This window comes from Stutzerimonas chloritidismutans, from assembly GCF_051486945.1.
Taxonomy (GTDB): Bacteria; Pseudomonadota; Gammaproteobacteria; order Pseudomonadales; family Pseudomonadaceae; genus Stutzerimonas; species Stutzerimonas chloritidismutans_B.
In genome coordinates this window covers 459,834-476,890 of the sequence record NZ_JAHVDX010000004.1, presented here as the reverse complement: position 1 = coordinate 476,890, position 17,057 = coordinate 459,834, and the positions used below count along the sequence as shown (strand labels likewise).

Genomic DNA, 17,057 nt, shown 5'->3' with positions numbered 1-17,057 from the left:
CCGGCTGCTTACCCTGCGTATACTGGCCCGTCTCGTCACGCGCCGCGCGAAGCGGCGCGTTGCATCGGCACGGCCAGCGGCATGCCGGCTGCCTGAGTCATTCAGTTGTCGACCCGAGGTGACCATGAAAGCCCTGATTCTAGGTGCGCTGGCCGTATTGCTGGCTGGCTGCGCCAGCGGCCCACGCATCGATACCCGCCATACTTCATTGGGCCAGGACAGCCGGGCGCAATTCATTGTCCTGCACTACACCTCGAGCGACCTGCAGCGCTCGCTGGAGATTCTCAAGGGTGACGGGGTCAGCAGCCACTACCTGATTGGAGAATCGCCAGCCACTATCTACCGGCTGGTCGATGAGGACCGACGCGCCTGGCATGCTGGCGATAGCCAGTGGAATGGGCGCACCTGGCTCAATTCGAGTTCCATTGGCATCGAGTTGGTCAACCGTGGCTACATTGAGGACGCGCAGGGGCGGCGGCTCTGGTATCCCTATTCGGAGGCGCAAATCGACGCGCTCGTCGTCCTGCTCAAGGACATCATGCAGCGCCACTGGCTCAAGCCTGGCGCAATCGTCGGGCACAGCGACATCGCCCCGCAGCGCAAGGTGGATCCGGGGCCCTTGTTTCCTTGGAAACGGCTCGCAGAGGAAGGGCTGGTGCCTTGGCCAAACGCAGCCGCTGTTGCGCGGCAGCAATCGATCTTCGCGCAGCAGCTGCCGGATGTCGGCTGGTTCCAGCGCCAGCTGGCGATCCAGGGCTACAAGGTGCCGACCCATGAGCATCTGGATTTGGAGACGCGCAACGTGATCGCAGCGTTTCAAATGAAGTATCGACCGTCGCGGTTCGATGGCGAGCCGGATGCTGAGACTGCAGCGCTGCTGCACGTGCTCAACGCGGCACTCGCTGCGCCCTAAGACCGCTCGGTGCAGCCGATCAACCTGGAATCGGCCAGGGCTGCGGTTCGATGGTCGGTAGCGGCGCGGTATTCAGGATCGGCCAGCATCGCCAGGAAGGCCGCTCGCGAGGGATAGCGGACCAGCAGCATCCGGTCCCAATGCTCATCGGCCGGAGCAATCAGGGCGACATGGGCCCGCGCCATCACCTGCACCTCGCCACCCGCTTCACGGACCTTCGTCAGTGCGGTGCGACTGTAGCGCGCATACGCCTCGGCACCGCTGCACGCTGCATGGGGCGAGCTGTCAGGGTAGTGCGCCTCCTGGTGGAAGCGCAGCAGATTGAGCATGAGAATGGGTATGTCGGCGGGCATGCGCTCGGCGAACTGCTGCATTTGTTCCGCGGTAGGGTTGAGATGGGCGGGCATGGCGGCTCCTTTCGTTGGCCGTCGCCCGCCTGGCTCAGATGGGCAGGGCGATGTAGAAGATGGTGCCGTGGCCGATGCGTGAATGCACGCCGATGCGACCACCATGCAGCTGGGCGATCTCCTTGCATAAGGCAAGCCCCAGTCCAGCCCCGCCGCGCCGCCGACCGATCTGCACGAAGGGCTCGAAGATTCGCGCCTGCTGGCTGTAGGGGATGCCTTCGCCGTTATCTTCCACGCTGAGGATCACACGTTCGCCATGGTGCCGCGCCAGCAGCCGGATTTCGCCGCCCTTGGGCGTGTGCCGCAGCGCGTTGCTGAGTAGGTTGTCCAGCACGCGCTCCATCTGTTGGCGATCAAGCAGCAGGTTCGGCAGCAAGGCCTGCAGTTCCAGCTCAATCTCGATATCGTTCTCGGCGGCCGCCGCGACGAAGCGCTCGCGGGCTTCGCTAAGCAGCGCCGCCGGGTCGCATGGCACGCGTTCGAGCTTTTGTTGCCCGCTCTGGTAGCGGGAGAAGTTCAGCAGGTCGTTGATCAGCGTGACCAGGCGTTGCATCTCTTCGTGCACGGTGCTGAAGAGGTCGGCCTCGCGGCTGCTCGCCGGGTAATGGGTGCGCTCGCGCAAGAGGCTGAAGGCCATCTGCATACCGGTTACCGGCGTGCGCAGTTCGTGCGAGGCGCGCAGCACGAATTCATTGCGTACGCGCTCGAAGGTGCGCTGGTCGGTGACGTCGTGCAAGACCATCACCGCGCCGCTGATACGGCCGTCATGGTGGTTCACCGGGCTCAGGCGCCAGGAAAGCAGGCGTCGCTCGCCGTCGGCTTCGATTACCAGGTCGTCCGGCGGACCGGAGAGCGGCTTGTCGTCCAGCACCAGGCGTGCGGCCTCGTCCAGTTCCGGATGGCCCAGCGCTTCGCCGAGCGTCGAGCCGATGTGTTCGGTTTCCCAAGCGAGCTGCCGCTGTGCGACCGGGTTGGCGTGCTCCAGGCGGCCCTGCCGATCGATGATCAGCAGGCCATCGTCGATGCTGTCCAGCAGGGCCTGGAGGCGTTGCTGGCCGTTGACCAAGGCATCAATGTTGGTCTGCTTGAAGGTGTGCAGGGCCTGCGACATCAAGCCGAAGCGCCGGCTCAACGAAGACAGTTCGGCAATGGGCGAGCTAGGCAGCGTGATATTGAAATCGCCGCGGCCAATCTGGTCCGCCACGCTCGACAGTTGCTCGATGGGGTCGCCAAAGCGCCGTGCGAAGCTGTGCGCCGTTACAAAGCCGATCAGCAGGACGGCGATGCCCGTCAAGCCGAGCAGGCCCGCAAGTAGCTGGGCCCGCTCGCGGCTGCGGATCTCGGTGTCTCGGATCTGATCGTAGGCATCTTGCTGCATATCGACCATCAACGAACGCACCCGATTGAAGGCGCGGCGCAGGCCGTTGTCCTCCAGCAGCGTAAGCGCCTGCGCGGCCGGTGCCTCGAGCATGGCGAGAAACGCGGCATAGGCTTGTTCGATGGCGCGGTAATCATCGCGGCTGGCTTCGTCTGCCGCTTCGGCCAAGCCTCTGGCCAGGGCTGTTTCGAAGGCCTGGCGCGGTTCGTCGAGGGCGGCATTGTCGCGATCCGTGCGCACCAGGATCAGCAGATGATTGCCCAGCGCCTGACGCAGTTGCTGGTTGGCCTCGATCACACCGAAGTTGTCGCGGATCAGCTTCTCTTGGCTCTTGGCCATCTGCACCACGCTGACGAGCGCCAGGACCAGGCCCAGCAATGCAACGGTCATCAGCGCCGAGAACCCGAGGAAGAGTCGGGTCCGGAGCTTCATCTGAATCTTCATAGGCCGTATTGCTTGCGCTTCCGGTAGAGGGTCGACGCGTCGATGCCGAGCGTCCGGGCGGCCTGTTCGAGTGTTTCACTGGTACTCAGCACGCCGGCGATGTGGGCGCGTTCCAGTTGCTCCAGACTCATGGCTTCACCGATGCGTGGCGCGTTGCTGACGGCCTGGTCTGCCAGGCCGAGGTGGCTCACCTCGATCATTTCCTGCGGGCAGATGATGCTGGCGCGCTCGACGACGTTGCGCAGTTCGCGCACGTTGCCGGGCCAGCGGTAGGCCTTGAGGGCCGCGATGGCGGCGTCGCTGAAGCCGCGCGCCGGCCGGCCATAGCTCTTTACGAACGAGGCCAGGAAACGTTCGGCCAAGGTCAGCACGTCTTCTGGGCGCTCGCGCATCGGTGGCAAGTTGAGCGTGATGACGTTCAAGCGGTAGAGCAGATCCTCGCGGAACTTGCCTTCACGGACCATTTCCTCGAGGTTCAGGTTCGTGGCGGCGAGAATGCGCACATCGGCCCGGCGGGTGACCGGATCGCCGACCCGCTCGTATTCCTTGTCCTGGATGAAACGCAGGAGTTTGGGCTGGAGCGTCAAGGGAAAATCGCCGATCTCGTCGAGAAACAACGTACCGCCGTCGGCCTGATTGACGCGGCCGAGCGTGCTCTCGGTCGCCCCGGTGAAGGCCCCGCGGTTGTGACCGAACAGCTCGCTCTCCATCAGGTCCGCCGATAGCGATGGGCAGTTGATGGTGATGAAGGCTTTCTTGGCGCGACGGCTCCAGTTGTGGATGGCTCGGGCCAGCTCGCCCTTGCCGGTGCCGGACTCGCCGAGAATGAGGATATTGGCGTCGGTGTCGGCCACCTGCCGGGCGGTTTCCAGCACATTCATCATGGCCGGGCTGTGCGAGCCGAGCGCGTCGTTGCGCTTTTGGACCTCGCCTTCGAGCGCTTCGAGCCGTGCCGCCATCTGCCGGACTTCCAGCTGCTTGGCCGCCGACAGCCGCAGCTGCTCGGGGCTACAGGGCTTGACCAGATAGTCCGCCGCGCCCGCCTGCATGGCATCGACCGCGGTGTCGACCGCCGAATGGGCTGTGACGATCACCACGCGCATCCAGGGGGCTATCACGCGCATCTGTTGCAGAACGTCCAGGCCGTTGTCCTCGCCGAGGCGCAGGTCGAGGAAGCATAGGTCGAAGACCTGGCGCTGCAGGACGGCTTCGGCCTGCGATGCGCTAGCGGCAGTGACAACCGTATAGCCGCGATCCTCCAGGCAGTAGCGGAAGGTACGCAGGATCGCGGCCTCGTCATCTACCAGAAGAATACGGCCACCGGTGTCGGTCGTTTGGTCCATGGATGCTCCAGGTTGGCAAAGCGGATTAGCAGCTGAATCGGAAGGTACGACGGGCGCCCGGTTAGCGGCTGAGCGGGCGGCCGCACTCGAGCGCCTGCATTAGTCTACGGAAAGTCTTGCAAGTTGCACGGTCAGGTTGGGGCTTTACTGCAGCCTGCAATCACTCAGCAAGCGAAACGATTGCCTAAGTCGTTGTTTTCTTTAACTTTGCCATGTGAAAAAGTCTGGCACGCGCCTTGCGGCGAGAGGGCACAACTGACTGTCTGACTTGCCTCGAACGGGGCGCTGGAGGAATCAAATGGCCCACACCATGACGCAACTGAACGAGCTGATCGAAATCACCCGCGACGGCCAACATTTCTATCAGCACGCAATGGAGGCGGTGAAGGACGTCGAACTCCAACACCTGTTCCGTGATCTCGCCCAGGCCAAGACGCACGTCATTCAAGCGCTGTCGGTGAAGGTCGCCGCCAATCAGGAGCAGCCAGCGCAGGGTGGAACTACAGCCGGCAAATTGCGGGAGGTCTACGCCGACACCAAGGCGCGCCTTGGCGACCCCGACGCGGTGTATGTGGACCAACTGGACCAGGCGGAGGAACGCATCCTGGGCGCCTTCGAAGACGCGCTGAAAAGCGCCGAGCCCGATGTGCGTGCGCTGCTTGCCATCGAGCTGCCGAAGCTACGCGCCTGCCACGCTCGCATCCATGCGCTCAATCACCGCGGCGATGACGCCTAGGTGGGGATTAGGCCGTCGTGCATTTCGCACGGGCCCGCTTCGGGGCATCGTGCAAATTAAATTGGCGGCAAGCAGGTTGGTGTAGATAAGTTATTGAAATACAAATTAAAAATAACTAGATAAAGCTGGCATGCGGAGTGCAATCCATTAGGTAATTCAGATTGCCCCGCATGCTTAGAAGGAGTTGAGGATGAATCGCAACGCACGCTTCTCACTGGTTGGAAAGGCTTGTCTTACCGCTGCGGTCGTAACTCTTCTCGTTGGTGCCGAGCGGCCGATGTCGCAACCGCTCAGCCAGACGCAACAGCAGCCGGCGGAACGAATCCGCATGTATGACGCTCAACCGGTAGGGGTCGTGCAGACCGGACCCGAACCACGTTCTATCGACTATCTGCAGGTCCGGTCGGAGCAACGCTGGGTTTTCTGAGTAGTAGATCCGCCAATCTCAACGCGACGATCCCGCTGAGATGTTCCTGAACCGAAGAGGAGAGACACCATGCTGAGTTGGGCCATTACCTTTCTGATCATCGCCATCATCGCTGCGGTACTGGGCTTCGGTGGTATCGCCGGCACCGCAACGGGTATCGCGAAGATCCTGTTCGTCGTGTTCCTGGTGCTGTTCGTGGCATCGCTGATCTTCGGCCGTGGTCGCGGCCCGCGGGTCTGACGCAACCATGCCGCCCGTAAGGGCGGCTGCAATACCGAAGGAAGCGGCACCGGACAGGACGCCAAAATCTAGAGTGGTTGCCCACGCAGCCCTCCACTGATCGGACGGCTCGCTGGCGAGCCATCCAACCCCGCGTAGCGGGTGAACCAAGGGGTCGGGACGCTCTGCTATCGGAGCGACCTAGGGGTACAGGGGGTACCTCCGGCACGGGCCAGGTTCAGCGACGCGCAACCGAAGGTGGCACTCACCACCTTCGGTTCGTATCTATCTCTCCCTCCGTTGTGCTTAAACGTATCCGTTACGTTATCCGCGCGAACCGCACTGTTCTCCAGCCGGCGTTGGTCAAGGCATGACCGTCACCCGTCGACGCCGCTATCATCGCGACCAGTCATCCGCGGGAGAACAACATGCTCAATGGCCTCTGGCTTGGCTTTTTCGTCGTCGCGGCTATTGCGGCGTTCGCTAGGTGGCTGATCGGTGGAGACCCTGGCGTCTTTGCGGCGTTGGTCGAGAGCCTGTTCGCCATGGCCAAGCTGGCCGTGGAAATCATGATCGTGCTGTTCGGCACCCTGACGCTCTGGCTCGGCTTCCTGCGAATCGCGGAAAAGGCCGGGCTGATCGAATGGCTGGCCCGTCTGCTTGGCCCCCTGTTCAGGCGGCTGATGCCCGAGGTGCCGGCCGGTCACCCGGCGCTGGGTTTGATCACGCTGAATTTCGCCGCCAATGGCCTTGGCCTGGATAACGCGGCCACGCCTATCGGGCTGCGTGCAATGCGAGCACTGCAGGAGCTTAACCCCTACCCAACCGTGGCGAGCAATGCGCAAATTCTCTTTTTGGTGCTCAACACCTCGTCCTTGACCCTCCTACCTGTCTCGATCTTCATGTACCGCGTCCAGCAGGGCGCGGAGGATCCCACGCTCGTCTTCCTACCGATCCTGCTGGCAACCACCGCATCGTCGCTCGCCGGGCTTCTGGCCGTCGCGCTCGTCCAGCGGCTGCGCCTCTGGGACCCGGTTGTGCTCGCCTATCTAGTACCCGGTGCGCTGTTGCTTGGCGGTTTCATCGCGCTGCTGGCCGGGCTCTCCGCTACGGCGCTGGCTGCCCTGTCGTCGTTGCTGGGCAACCTGACGCTGTTCGGCCTGATCATCGCCTTCGTCGTGATTGGCGCGCTGCGCAAGGTGCCGGTGTACGAGAGCTTCGTCGAGGGGGCGCAGGAAGGCTTCGACGTTGCCAAGAGCCTGTTGCCGTACCTCATTGCCATGCTCTGCGCGATCGGCGTGCTGCGCGCATCCGGCGCGCTGGATTTCGGACTAGACGGCATCCGTTGGTTGGTCGAGGTGCTGGGCTGGGACACCCGCTTCGTCGATGCGCTACCGACGGCACTGGTCAAACCGTTTTCCGGCAGTGCAGCACGGGCGATGTTGATCGAAACGATGCAAAGCCAAGGGGTCGACAGCTTTCCCGCGTTAGTCGCCGCGACGGTGCAGGGCAGCACCGAGACGACCTTCTACGTGCTGGCGGTGTATTTCGGTGCGGTCGGGATTCAGCGCGCGCGGCATGCGGTGGGGTGTGCTTTGGCGGCAGATGCCGCGGGGATCACCGCGGCGATCCTGGTGTGCTATTGGTTTTTTGGCTAAGGCCGGTCGAGGCTTTAGCCTGGCGTGGGCGTTAGCCCGCTACTCGCTGCCAGACCCGGAACAACGGCTCTGCCAGAAACATCACCAGAAACAACCGCAAAACCTGCACGGCCGTCACCAGCGCCACGGACAGCTGCAGCGCCTCGGCCGTCAGGCACAGCTCGGTGATACCGCCGGGCATCATGCCCAGCATCAACGAGGTCTGGTTCAGCGTGCTCGCCCAGCCGAGTGCCCCTGCCAGCCCAGCTGCGGCCGCCATGGCGAGAAGCGTGAAGAGCAAGACGCGTAGCAGGAAGATCGGCGCGTTGCGAAAGAACGGCCGATCGAAATGGCAGCCCAGCGAGCAGCCGATCAGCCATTGCCCCAGTTGCCCCGCGCCCGGCGGCAGGCCGAGGTGCAGGTCGAACGTCACCGCGGCGATGGCGCACGCTGTTAGCGGGCCGAGCATCCAGGGATTGGGTTGGCCCAGCCGCTTCCATAGCAAGGCGAGCAAGCCGCCCGCGGGCAGCAGCACGGCGATCCAGAACCAACTTACCGGGTACGGGGCCGGCGGGTCGACCGGCGGCAGGCTCCAGGTAAAGAGTGCCGGCACTACCAGTACGACCAACAGCAGGCGCAGGCTGTGCGCGGCAGCGACGCGAGCAGGTTGGGCATCGTGGCGCGAGGCCAGGTTGACCATTTCGCTTGCCCCACCGGGCATGCTGGCGAAAAAGGCGGTCGCTCGATCGACGCCGCCGCCGCGCATCAGCACCAGAAGGCCGATCAAACCGAGCAGCAGGGTGCCGATAGCGCCGGCCAAAATCACACCGAAGTGGCTGAGTACCTGCTCCATCACCTCGCTGGTGAAGTGCAGGCCGATGGCGCTGGAGATGATCCACTGACCGGCCTGGCGGCCTCGCGGCACCTCCTGCACCAACCAGCCGCTGCAACGAACAAGGATCACCGCCAGCAGCGAGCCGACCATCCAGGGCAGCGGCCAGCCTGCAAGGCTGGCCAGCCAGCCGCCAAGGGCGCCCACCAGCGGGGTCGCCCACCAGGCGGGCAAGCGCAGGGCGCGCATCTCAGCCCTGTGCGGCCAGGGTGGCGCGACGGCGGCGCCCCATGTACCAGCGGATGCCCGGCATTGCCAGCATCAGTACAGCCATGGCCCAGAGGATCAGGGTAATCGGGCTGCCCCAGAGGATGCCCAGCTCGCCGTTGGAAATCGACAGCGCACGGCGCAGGTTGTCTTCCATCATCTCGCCGAGCACGAAGCCAAGAATCAGCGCCGAGAGCGGGAAATCCAGCTTGCGCAGCAGATAGCCGAAGACACCGAGGCCGACCATCAGCACCAGGTCGAAGGTGGTGCTGTGCACCGAATAGACGCCGACCATGCTGATCACGGTGATCGCCGGTACCAGGACCCAGTTCGGCACGGCGAGCATGCGCGAGAACAGGCCGACCAGCGGGATGTTCATGATCAGCAGGATCACATTGCCGATGAACAGCGAGGCGATCAGGCCCCAGACCACGTCTGGCTGCTGTTCGAACAGCAGCGGACCGGGGGTGATGTTGTACAACGTCAGCGCGCCGATCATCACCGCGGTGGTGCCTGAGCCCGGTACGCCGAGGGTCAGCATGGGAATCAACGAGCCGCACGCAGACGCATTGTTCGCGGCTTCCGGCGCGGCGAGGCCACGCAGGTCACCGTCACCGAACTTGCCGCTTTCGCCAGCCATGCGCTTTTCGCTCATGTAGGTCATGGCGCTGGCAATGGTGGCGCCGGCGCCCGGCAAGGTGCCGATGACGAAACCGGCTACGGCGCTGCGGACCATGGTGAAGAAGGTCAGGCAGAACTCCTTGAAGTTGAACAGCAGTCGCCCGCTGGCCTTGACTGCCTGTTGCCCGCTGTGGGTCTTTTCCAGCATCAGCAGGATTTCGCTGACGCTGAAGAAGCCGATCACCACGATGACGAATTGAATGCCGTCCGACAGGCTGACGCTGCCGAAGGTGAAGCGGTACACGCCGGTGGTGGCATCCACGCCGACGGTCGCCAGGCCCAGGCCGATCAGCGCCGACATCAGCGTCTTGACCGGCTTGTCCCCGACCATGCCGCCGAGGCAGGCGATGGCGAAGATCATCAGCACGAAATATTCGGCCGGGCCGAAGGCCACCGCCCATTTGGCCAGCAGTGGCGCGAACAGCACCACCCCGCAGGTGGCGATGATGCTGCCGATAAAGGAGCTGACTGCCGACAGCGACAGGGCGATGCCCGCCTTGCCCTGGCGCGCCAGCGGGTAGCCGTCGAGGGTGGTCATCACCGCGGCGGCGTCGCCCGGCACGTTGAGCAGGATTGCCGAGATGCGGCCGCCGTATTCGCAGCCCAGGTACACCGCGGCGAGCAGGATCAGCGCGGTCTCCGGCGGCAGGCCCAGGGCGAAGGCCAGCGGCAAGAGCAGTGCCACGCCGTTGATCGGGCCCAGGCCTGGGAGCAGGCCGACAATGGTGCCGACAAAGGCGCCGAACAGCGCCACGAGCAGGTTGGTCGGTCGCGTGGCGACATCGAAGCCCTGCATCAAGAAATTCAGTGTTTCCATTTTAGCTCTCCAGCAAACGCAGCACGCCGAGCGGCAGCGGCACGTCCAGCAGGTAATCGAACAGGCCGTAGAGCAACAGGCCCAGCAGCGCACCGCTGATCACGCATGGCCACAGGCGACCGTTGAACAGCAGGCCTAGGGCGAAGCCGGCCAGCGCGGTTGAAATCACGAAGCCCAGTGGCTCGAACAGCAACGCGTAGGCCAGGAGCACCAGGATGCAAAGGGCGGCGCGGCGGGCCATGGCCCAATCGAAAGCTGGCGTCGGCTCGCCCTTGGGCTTGCACAGCAGCCAGAGCGAACCGATGCCCATCAAGAACAGCAGGAGCAGCGGGTAGGCGCGCGGGCCGACCGGGTCATAGGCGAATGGCGCCTCGAAGCCCCAGGCGAGCAGCGCGAGACCGACGCAGGCGAGCAGCCAGGCCGCGGCGAAGACACGAACGTACATTGGAGTTACCTCGGCAGGAGTCGGCGCCGCGCAGGCGTGGCGCCGACGGGGTGTTACTTGACCAGGCCGAACTCGCCGGCGAGATCCTTGTACTCCTTGACCTGCTTGTCGACGAAGGCCTTGAGCTCGTCGCCGGTCATCGACAGCGGGAAGAGGTCGCGCTGTTCACGCAGCTTGGCGAAATCCTCGTCGGCCAGCAGGGTGTCGAACTGGGTCTTCCACCAGTTGAAGTCTTCATCGCTGACCTCCGGGCCCATATAGAAGCCGCGGATCACCGGCCAGCTGATGTCGAAGCCCTGCTCCTTGGCGGTCGGGATCTCGCTCATCTTGCCCGGCAGGCGCTCGTCCGACAGCACCGCGAGAATGCGGATCTTGCCGGCGTCGAGCTGCGGCGCCACTTCACCTAGGCCGCTACTGGTGACCTGCACATGGCCGCCAAGCATGGCGGTGAGCGTCTCGCCGCCGCCTTCGAACGCCACGTAGCGCAGCTTCTTGACGTCCACACCGGCGGCGCGGGCGATCAGTGCGGTCTGCATCCAGTCCTGGCCGCCGATGGTCGCGCCAGCGCCGAAGACCACGCTGCCCGGATCCTTCTTCACGGCAGCGATCAGGTCATCGAGGTCCTGGTAGGGCGAATCGGCGCGTACCGAAATGGCGCCATAGTCAGTGCCGATACCGGCCAGCCAGCGGACGGCGGATTCGTCGTAGCGGCCGAACTTGCCTTGTGCCAGGTTCAGCAGCGAGCCGCTGGAGAACGCGGTGATGGTGCCTGGCTCGTCGGCGCGCTGGGCAACCACGGCGTTGTAGGCGACCGCACCGACACCGCCCGGCATGTAGGTGACGCGCATCGGCGCTTCAAGCAGGCCGGCATCTTTTAGGCCGCTCTGGGCCAGCTTGCAGGTCAGGTCGAAGCCGCCGCCGGGCTTGGCCGGGGCGATGCATTCGGGGCGCTTGGGCTCGGCCATCAGCTGGCTCGAGAGCATCAAGCAGGACGAGAGCAGGGCGAAACGACGAAATGCGTTCTTCATGGGTGTCTCCTCGGTTTCTTATTGTGGACGGCTTTACCAGATCGGCAGGCTGTAGCTGACGATCAGGCGGTTTTCATCGGCATCGCGGGCGAAGTCAGAGCGGTACATCGCGTTGCGCCAACGCACCGCCACGTTTTTCAGCGGGCCGCTTTGCACCACGTACTTCAGTTCGATATCGCGTTCCCACTCGCTGCCGTTGTCGCCGCCGCTGTACTCGGCGTTGTCACCCGAGACGTAGCGGGTGAGGAAGGTCAGCCCAGGGATGCCGATGGAGGCGAAGTTGTAGTCGTAACGTGCCTGCCAGGAGCGCTCATCGGCGTTGGCGAAGTCGTTGATCTGGACGAAGTTGACCAGGTACGGGTTGCTGCCGTCGATGTAGGCATAGCCCGTGTCGCCGCGCATCTGCTGGTAGCCGAGGCTAACTTTGTGGCCGCCCAGGCTGTAGCCGAGCATGCCGTTCCAGGCCTGGTTGTCGATCTCGCCACCGTTGGCCGCGCCAGTGTCGTCGCTGATCATCAGGCGCACGTCTGCGCTTAGCGAGGACTGCTCGCCGAGCGGCTGCACTGCCAGCAGGTTGAAAAAGTGCTGGCGGTAGATGTCGTCCAGCTCCGAGGCGTAGTAGGTGCCAGTGAAGCGCTCGCTGAAGCGGTACTCGACACCAGCGAACGTCAGATGATCGGCCTCGGCAGCACGGGCGAAGCGGCTGTTCTTGTTGTTCAGCTGCAGGTCCTGCGAGTCGGTCGAGGCGCGGTCGATCACTTTGTCGAAGCGCCCACCAATCAGCGTCAGGCCGTCGATGTCGGTGGACATCAGCGTGGTGCCTTCGAACAGCTGCGGCAGGGTGCGGCTATCGCTGGCGTTGGCGATCGGCATTTCCGGCAGATGGGTGCCGTAGCGCAGTTCGGTCTCGCCAATCTTCGCCTTGGCGGTCAGGCCCAGACGGCTGAACTCATCAGGCGTGCTGCCGTCCTCGTTGACGGGCAGCAGATCGGTGCCGGCACGGCCGCCGCCCGAGTCGAGCTTGACGCCGAGCATACCGAGCGCGTCCAGGCCGAAGCCCACGGTGCCTTCGGTGAAACCGGACTGAACGTCGAGAATGAAGCCCTGGGTCCATTCCTCGCGTTTGGATTGGCCGGTGCCTTCGCGGAAGTCGCGGTTGAGGTAAATGTTCTGGGTTTGCAGCGTGGCGCTGCTGTCCTCGATGAAATCAGCCTGGGCAAGCGGTGCCAGCGAGGCGGCCGCGACAGCGAGGGCGAGACGGGCGTGTACGGGTGTTTGTCTGACGACAGTCAGCATCCTTGGATCTCCACTATTGTTTTTGTTGTGACGGCCTTGAGCCGTGCCGGTGGATCTGGCCACCTGCGGCGATCCTAGGCGGCGAAACTTTCACCAGCCTTTCACGCGCGAAAGCAGCATGTCGCAAGCCCAGTCGCTACACTGGCGCACCTTGCGTATCGGGCAGAGGACAGGCAATGCGGATACTTCTCGTCGAGGATCACCCTCAGCTCGCCGAAAGCGTGGCTCAGGCGCTGCGCGCGGCCGGCTGGACTGTGGACCGGCTCGACGACGGCATCGCGGCCGATCTGGCTCTGGCGAGCGAGGACTACGCGCTGGCAATCCTCGACGTCGGCCTGCCCCGGCTCGATGGCTTCGAGGTGCTGGCGCGTCTGCGCGGGCGTGGCAAGACGCTGCCGGTGTTGATGCTCACCGCGCGCGGTGAGGTCAGCGACCGCGTCCATGGGCTCAACCTCGGTGCTGACGATTACCTGGCCAAGCCGTTCGAGCTGTCGGAGCTGGAGGCGCGGGTCAAGGCGTTGTTGCGCCGCAGCGTCGCCGGTGGCGAGCGCCAGCAGCGCTGCGGTGCGCTGGTCTATGACCTGGACGCCCGCCGCTTCAGCCTCGACGGCCAACCGCTGAGCCTCACCTCGCGCGAGCAGGGCGTGCTCGAAGCGCTGATTACCCGGCCGGGGCGGGTGATGAGCAAGGATCAGCTTGCCGCCCTGGTCTTTGGGCTCGACGAGGAAGCCAGCGCCGACGCCATCGAGATCTATATTCACCGGCTGCGTAAGAAGCTTGAAGGCGGCGCGGTGCGGATCGTCACCTTCCGCGGGTTGGGTTACCTGCTGGAGGCCGTGGATGCCTGAATGGCGGCGCGCCGGAAGCCTGCGCGCCGGGTTGCTGCTCTGGCTGGCGGCGTTGCTCGCGCTGTTGTTGTTGTTCAGTGGCTGGAGTGCCTATTGGAACGGCCGCGCCGCCGCCGATACCGCCTACGACCGCACCCTGCTGGCCTCGGCCCGCGCCATTGCCGACGGGCTTGTCACCAACGAGGGCAAGCTGCGCGCCAACGTGCCCTACATCGCGCTCGATACGTTTGCCTACGACAGCGCGGGGCGCATCTATTACCAGGTGCTGGACACCGCCGGCGAATTGGTCAGCGGCTACGAGCACTTGCCCGCGCCAGGCCCCGAAGTGTTACGTACCGATGACTACCCGGCACTGGCGCGCTTCTACGACGGCGAGTTCCAGGGCCAGGGTGTGCGCCTGGTCAGCCTGCTGCAGCCGCTCAGCGACCCGGCCCTCACGGGCATCGCTGAAATTCGGGTCGCCGAAACCCTGGGCGCGCGCGAGCGCATGGCGCGCAGCCTGCTCACCGATACCCTCTGGCGGGTCGGGGTGCTGGCGATCGCCGCGCTTGTGCTCGTCTGGCTTGCGGTCAGTCGCGCGCTGCGCCCGCTTGGGCGGCTCAGCGAAGCGGTCGAACTGCGCGAGCCGGATGACCTGCGCCCGCTGCCGCTGGTCTCGGTGCAGCGCGAGTTCCGGCCGCTGGTGCTGGCGCTCAATCACTTCACCGAACGCTTGCGTGGGCAGCTGGAACGGCAGGCGCAATTCATCGCCGATGCCTCGCACGAACTGCGTACACCGCTGGCGGCGCTCAAGGCGCGCCTGGAACTGGGCTTGCGCGACCCGGAGCCGCAGCGTTGGAAACTGACCCTGGAGGAGGCCGAGGAGCACACCGATCGCGTCGTCCACCTGGCCAACCAGCTGCTCTCACTGGCGCGCATCGAAAGCGGCGTGCAGGCCATGGCCGAAGGCGGCACCCAACGTCTCGACCTGTCGCAGTTGGCGCGCGAGCTGGGGCTGGCGATGGCCGCGCTGGCGCACCAGCGGGGCGTGGCGCTCGCACTGGAAGCCGACCAGCCAGTATGGGTACATGGCGAGCCGACCCTGCTCAACGAGCTGCTCAGCAACCTGGTCGACAACGCGCTGGCGCATACGCCGGCAGGCGGCAATGTGGTTATTCGCGTGCTGCCGCAACGGGTGTTGGAGGTTGAAGATGACGGCCCCGGCATACCGGCCAGTGAGCGCGAGCGGGTCTTTGCACGTTTTTATCAGGTCAAGCGCGGGCGCGGCGCCGGCCTGGGCCTGGCGATCGTCGGTGAGATCAGCCGCGCCCACCGCGCCCGCATCGAGCTCGGCGAGGCGGCGCTCGGTGGCCTGCTGGTCAAGGTGCGCTTTCCAGCGTCAACGAGCGACGGCGTCGATTAACGGTGCCTCGGCGACCATGACCTGATTACGCCCGCTGTGCTTGGCGCGGTAGAGCGCTGCGTCGGCGGCATCGAGCAGCTGTGCTGGGCTGGTATCACGGGGCGGCAAGCTCGCCACGCCGATGCTGATCGTCAAGGTCACGCGGGTTTCGCCATGGCTCAGCGCCAGCCGCTCGACCGCGTCGCGGATGCGCTCGGCCAACGGGGCCGCCTCGGGCGCGGCGAGGCCCGGCAGGATCATCGCGAATTCTTCGCCGCCGTAGCGCGCCACCACCTCGCCGGCGCGCTGGCCGTGCTGGCGCAGGACCTCCGCTACCTGGCGCAGGCAGCGGTCGCCGAACAGGTGGCCGTGGGTATCGTTGACGCGCTTGAAGTGGTCAATGTCGAGCAGCAGCACGGACAGCGACATCCCGGTGCGCACCGCGCGGCGAATCTCTTCGTCCAGCATCAGGTCGAAATGCCCGCGGTTAGACAGTTGGGTCAGCGCATCGGTAACGCTGACGCGTGTGAGCTGCGCGTTGACCTGCTCCAGCCCGCGCTTGGCGTCCTCCAGCGCCCGGGTGCGCTCATAGACCCGCGCCTCCAGTGCCTCGTTGCTGCGGATCTGCGCCGACAGTGCTTCCTGCTGCGCGCTCAGCCGCGACTCCCGTTCCTGAGCCAGCGCCAGCGATGCCTGCAGCGCACTGTGCTGGGCGCTGATGCGGCTCTCGCGCTCTTGATTGATGCGCTCGGCCAGCGCCATCGACAAGAGCACGAATTCGGTGAACATGCCGATCAATTGGCCGTGCAGCGTCAGTGCGTTCAACGGCAGCACGCCCTCGAGCGCGAGCAGGTGCACGATCGTCGCCACCAGCAGGGTCGCCCAGGCGATAGTGAACATGCGTGCCGCACCGTTGCCACGTCGCCACAGGTTGATCACCGCCGCCATCGTCAGCACGCAATGCACCAGCACCATCGGCTCGATCGCCAAATACCGAGTAAGGTTCGGCGCCGCGATGATCGCCACGATCACCACTGCCCAGTAGATCATCAGGACCCAGGTCACCAGCCAGGGCCAGCCGCCATAACGGCGCGTGGCGAGGAAGCGGCTGGCGAAGAGCAGCGGGGTAAACAGAGTCAGTGCAGCGGAGAGCCCATAGAAGTGACGGGCTAGGGCCGGTGTATCTGGCCAGACGAACAACTGACCGAAGCCGGTCATCGCCAGGATGTAAAAAAGCGCGCTGAGCAGGTAGGCCACGTAGAAGAGGTACGCGCGGTCTCGGGTAAAGATGAAGAGGCTGCTGTTGTAGAGCAGTATCACCAGCATGCCGCCGAAGAACAGGCTGATCATCGCCACATCCGTGATCTTGTCGGCGGCGAAGCCTGCTTCATCGAACAGCGTCAGCGGAAGGGCGATCAGCTCTCGCGCCTGGACCTGCATGTACACCACTGCCTTTTCGCCTGGCTCGATTTCGATGGGAAACACCAGGTTGTTGCTTTCCAGTGGGCGTCCGGCCATCGGCAAGTGATCGCCGGCATACATCGGCGGGCCCCAGCTATCGCTGGCCGGGTAATAGAGCCGCACCCGAACGACGTCCAGCACCGGCCATTTGAGCGTCAGATACCAGCTGCCGGCCGGTGTGAACACACTGCTTTCCAGGCTGAAGCGCAGCCAGGCGCCTTCGCGCTGCTTGCCGAGGTTGGGTTTGGCGAGCGGTTGCCACGGCCAGCCGGCCTGTTGCGCGGTGGTGAAGTCTGCATCCGGGTGCCCCTCGATCCACTCGATCGCGCCGGCGCGCAGTGTCGTGTCAGCCTTGCTGACAACCTCCGGGCTCAACGCCAGGGCTGAACTGCAGACGACAGTCGCGAGCAGCGCCATCAGGCAGCGAATCGTAAGCAGGCAGGTGCGCATTGCGGCCGGAAAACCTCGTGGCTGTTTCGGTGGACTGGAGCGTCCAG

At 64.6% G+C, this 17,057-nt stretch carries 16 protein-coding genes; 7 read left to right on the top strand and 9 right to left on the bottom strand.

Annotation, left to right across the window (positions count from 1 at the left end; translation table 11 throughout):
* Positions 1-124: 124 nt before the first annotated feature.
* Entirely contained in the window at positions 125-913 is a 789-nt protein-coding gene (locus KXR72_RS17550; RefSeq protein ID WP_437422376.1) for an N-acetylmuramoyl-L-alanine amidase, read from the top strand.
* On the opposite strand, the gene KXR72_RS17545 is transcribed toward KXR72_RS17550, so the two are convergent.
* Genes KXR72_RS17545 through algB form a run of 3 tightly spaced genes read right to left on the bottom strand, consistent with a single transcriptional unit; the run spans position 910 to position 4,485 of the window.
* Positions 910-1,320, bottom strand: coding sequence for a DUF1330 domain-containing protein (locus KXR72_RS17545; protein ID WP_437422375.1), 411 nt, complete (start codon positions 1,318-1,320; stop codon positions 910-912). The genes KXR72_RS17550 and KXR72_RS17545 overlap by 4 nt on opposite strands.
* Positions 1,321-1,354: 34 nt before the next feature.
* The gene (locus KXR72_RS17540; RefSeq protein WP_437422374.1) at positions 1,355-3,142 is read right to left on the bottom strand and encodes a KinB sensor domain-containing domain; all 1,788 of its coding nucleotides are present in this window, start codon (positions 3,140-3,142) and stop codon (positions 1,355-1,357) included.
* Positions 3,139-4,485 (bottom strand): sigma-54-dependent response regulator transcription factor AlgB, encoded by a 1,347-nt coding sequence (gene algB, locus KXR72_RS17535; protein ID WP_437422373.1) that lies wholly within the window; start codon positions 4,483-4,485, stop codon positions 3,139-3,141. Before algB ends, KXR72_RS17540 begins: the two co-directional genes overlap by 4 nt.
* Positions 4,486-4,783: 298 nt before the next feature.
* Between algB and KXR72_RS17530 the strand changes: the two genes are divergently transcribed.
* From KXR72_RS17530 to KXR72_RS17515, 4 genes are all read left to right on the top strand, one after another.
* On the top strand, positions 4,784-5,221 hold the full coding sequence (locus KXR72_RS17530) for a ferritin-like domain-containing protein (RefSeq protein WP_437422372.1): 438 nt from the start codon (positions 4,784-4,786) through the stop codon (positions 5,219-5,221).
* Positions 5,222-5,411: 190 nt separating this feature from the next.
* Positions 5,412-5,648, top strand: a complete 237-nt coding sequence (locus KXR72_RS17525) for a hypothetical protein (protein WP_437422371.1) — start codon at positions 5,412-5,414, stop codon at positions 5,646-5,648.
* A gap of 69 nt (positions 5,649-5,717) precedes the next feature.
* Positions 5,718-5,888 (top strand): DUF1328 domain-containing protein, encoded by a 171-nt coding sequence (locus KXR72_RS17520; protein ID WP_003282841.1) that lies wholly within the window; start codon positions 5,718-5,720, stop codon positions 5,886-5,888.
* A gap of 407 nt (positions 5,889-6,295) precedes the next feature.
* Positions 6,296-7,525, top strand: coding sequence for a nucleoside recognition domain-containing protein (locus tag KXR72_RS17515; RefSeq protein WP_437422370.1), 1,230 nt, complete (start codon positions 6,296-6,298; stop codon positions 7,523-7,525).
* Between the two features lie 31 nt (positions 7,526-7,556).
* Here KXR72_RS17515 and KXR72_RS17510 read toward each other — a convergent pair whose 3' ends face one another.
* The 5 genes from KXR72_RS17510 to KXR72_RS17490 are packed head-to-tail and all read right to left on the bottom strand — an operon-like array spanning position 7,557 to position 12,870.
* A complete protein-coding gene (locus KXR72_RS17510; RefSeq protein ID WP_437422369.1) occupies positions 7,557-8,585 on the bottom strand; it encodes an AbrB family transcriptional regulator in 1,029 nt (342 codons plus the stop codon).
* Between the two features lies 1 nt (position 8,586).
* Complete coding sequence (locus tag KXR72_RS17505; RefSeq protein WP_437422368.1) at positions 8,587-10,101, bottom strand: tripartite tricarboxylate transporter permease; 1,515 nt, start codon at positions 10,099-10,101, stop codon at positions 8,587-8,589.
* Position 10,102: 1 nt separating this feature from the next.
* Complete coding sequence (locus tag KXR72_RS17500) at positions 10,103-10,546, bottom strand: tripartite tricarboxylate transporter TctB family protein (RefSeq protein WP_437422367.1); 444 nt, start codon at positions 10,544-10,546, stop codon at positions 10,103-10,105.
* A gap of 53 nt (positions 10,547-10,599) precedes the next feature.
* Positions 10,600-11,574: a tripartite tricarboxylate transporter substrate binding protein gene (locus tag KXR72_RS17495; RefSeq protein ID WP_437422366.1), complete on the bottom strand. Its 975-nt coding sequence runs from the start codon at positions 11,572-11,574 to the stop codon at positions 10,600-10,602.
* A 33-nt stretch (positions 11,575-11,607) separates the two neighbouring features.
* Positions 11,608-12,870: an OprD family porin gene (locus tag KXR72_RS17490; RefSeq protein WP_437422365.1), complete on the bottom strand. Its 1,263-nt coding sequence runs from the start codon at positions 12,868-12,870 to the stop codon at positions 11,608-11,610.
* Between the two features lie 176 nt (positions 12,871-13,046).
* On the opposite strand from KXR72_RS17490, the gene KXR72_RS17485 reads away from it, so the two are divergent.
* Together KXR72_RS17485 and KXR72_RS17480 are read left to right on the top strand one after the other, a co-directional pair.
* Positions 13,047-13,718: a response regulator gene (locus KXR72_RS17485; protein ID WP_437422364.1), complete on the top strand. Its 672-nt coding sequence runs from the start codon at positions 13,047-13,049 to the stop codon at positions 13,716-13,718.
* Complete coding sequence (locus KXR72_RS17480; RefSeq protein ID WP_437422363.1) at positions 13,711-15,120, top strand: sensor histidine kinase; 1,410 nt, start codon at positions 13,711-13,713, stop codon at positions 15,118-15,120. The genes KXR72_RS17485 and KXR72_RS17480 overlap by 8 nt, the downstream gene beginning before the upstream one ends.
* Here KXR72_RS17480 and KXR72_RS17475 read toward each other — a convergent pair.
* Positions 15,097-17,010 (bottom strand): sensor domain-containing diguanylate cyclase, encoded by a 1,914-nt coding sequence (locus KXR72_RS17475; protein WP_437422362.1) that lies wholly within the window; start codon positions 17,008-17,010, stop codon positions 15,097-15,099. The genes KXR72_RS17480 and KXR72_RS17475 overlap by 24 nt on opposite strands.
* Between the last annotated feature and the right edge of the window lie 47 nt (positions 17,011-17,057).

Excerpts from the sequence above, each read along its gene's own strand:
- KXR72_RS17550 (WP_437422376.1), top strand. The coding sequence starts at position 125 with ATGAAAGCCCTGATTCTAGGTGCGCTGGCCGTATTGCTGGCTGGCTGC.
- KXR72_RS17545 (WP_437422375.1), bottom strand. The coding sequence starts at position 1,320 with ATGCCCGCCCATCTCAACCCTACCGCGGAACAAATGCAGCAGTTCGCC.
- KXR72_RS17540 (WP_437422374.1), bottom strand. The coding sequence starts at position 3,142 with ATGAAGATTCAGATGAAGCTCCGGACCCGACTCTTCCTCGGGTTCTCG.
- algB (WP_437422373.1), bottom strand. The coding sequence starts at position 4,485 with ATGGACCAAACGACCGACACCGGTGGCCGTATTCTTCTGGTAGATGAC.
- KXR72_RS17530 (WP_437422372.1), top strand. The coding sequence starts at position 4,784 with ATGGCCCACACCATGACGCAACTGAACGAGCTGATCGAAATCACCCGC.
- KXR72_RS17525 (WP_437422371.1), top strand. The coding sequence starts at position 5,412 with ATGAATCGCAACGCACGCTTCTCACTGGTTGGAAAGGCTTGTCTTACC.
- KXR72_RS17520 (WP_003282841.1), top strand. The coding sequence starts at position 5,718 with ATGCTGAGTTGGGCCATTACCTTTCTGATCATCGCCATCATCGCTGCG.
- KXR72_RS17515 (WP_437422370.1), top strand. The coding sequence starts at position 6,296 with ATGCTCAATGGCCTCTGGCTTGGCTTTTTCGTCGTCGCGGCTATTGCG.
- KXR72_RS17510 (WP_437422369.1), bottom strand. The coding sequence starts at position 8,585 with ATGCGCGCCCTGCGCTTGCCCGCCTGGTGGGCGACCCCGCTGGTGGGC.
- KXR72_RS17505 (WP_437422368.1), bottom strand. The coding sequence starts at position 10,101 with ATGGAAACACTGAATTTCTTGATGCAGGGCTTCGATGTCGCCACGCGA.
- KXR72_RS17500 (WP_437422367.1), bottom strand. The coding sequence starts at position 10,546 with ATGTACGTTCGTGTCTTCGCCGCGGCCTGGCTGCTCGCCTGCGTCGGT.
- KXR72_RS17495 (WP_437422366.1), bottom strand. The coding sequence starts at position 11,574 with ATGAAGAACGCATTTCGTCGTTTCGCCCTGCTCTCGTCCTGCTTGATG.
- KXR72_RS17490 (WP_437422365.1), bottom strand. The coding sequence starts at position 12,870 with ATGCTGACTGTCGTCAGACAAACACCCGTACACGCCCGTCTCGCCCTC.
- KXR72_RS17485 (WP_437422364.1), top strand. The coding sequence starts at position 13,047 with ATGCGGATACTTCTCGTCGAGGATCACCCTCAGCTCGCCGAAAGCGTG.
- KXR72_RS17480 (WP_437422363.1), top strand. The coding sequence starts at position 13,711 with ATGCCTGAATGGCGGCGCGCCGGAAGCCTGCGCGCCGGGTTGCTGCTC.
- KXR72_RS17475 (WP_437422362.1), bottom strand. The coding sequence starts at position 17,010 with ATGCGCACCTGCCTGCTTACGATTCGCTGCCTGATGGCGCTGCTCGCG.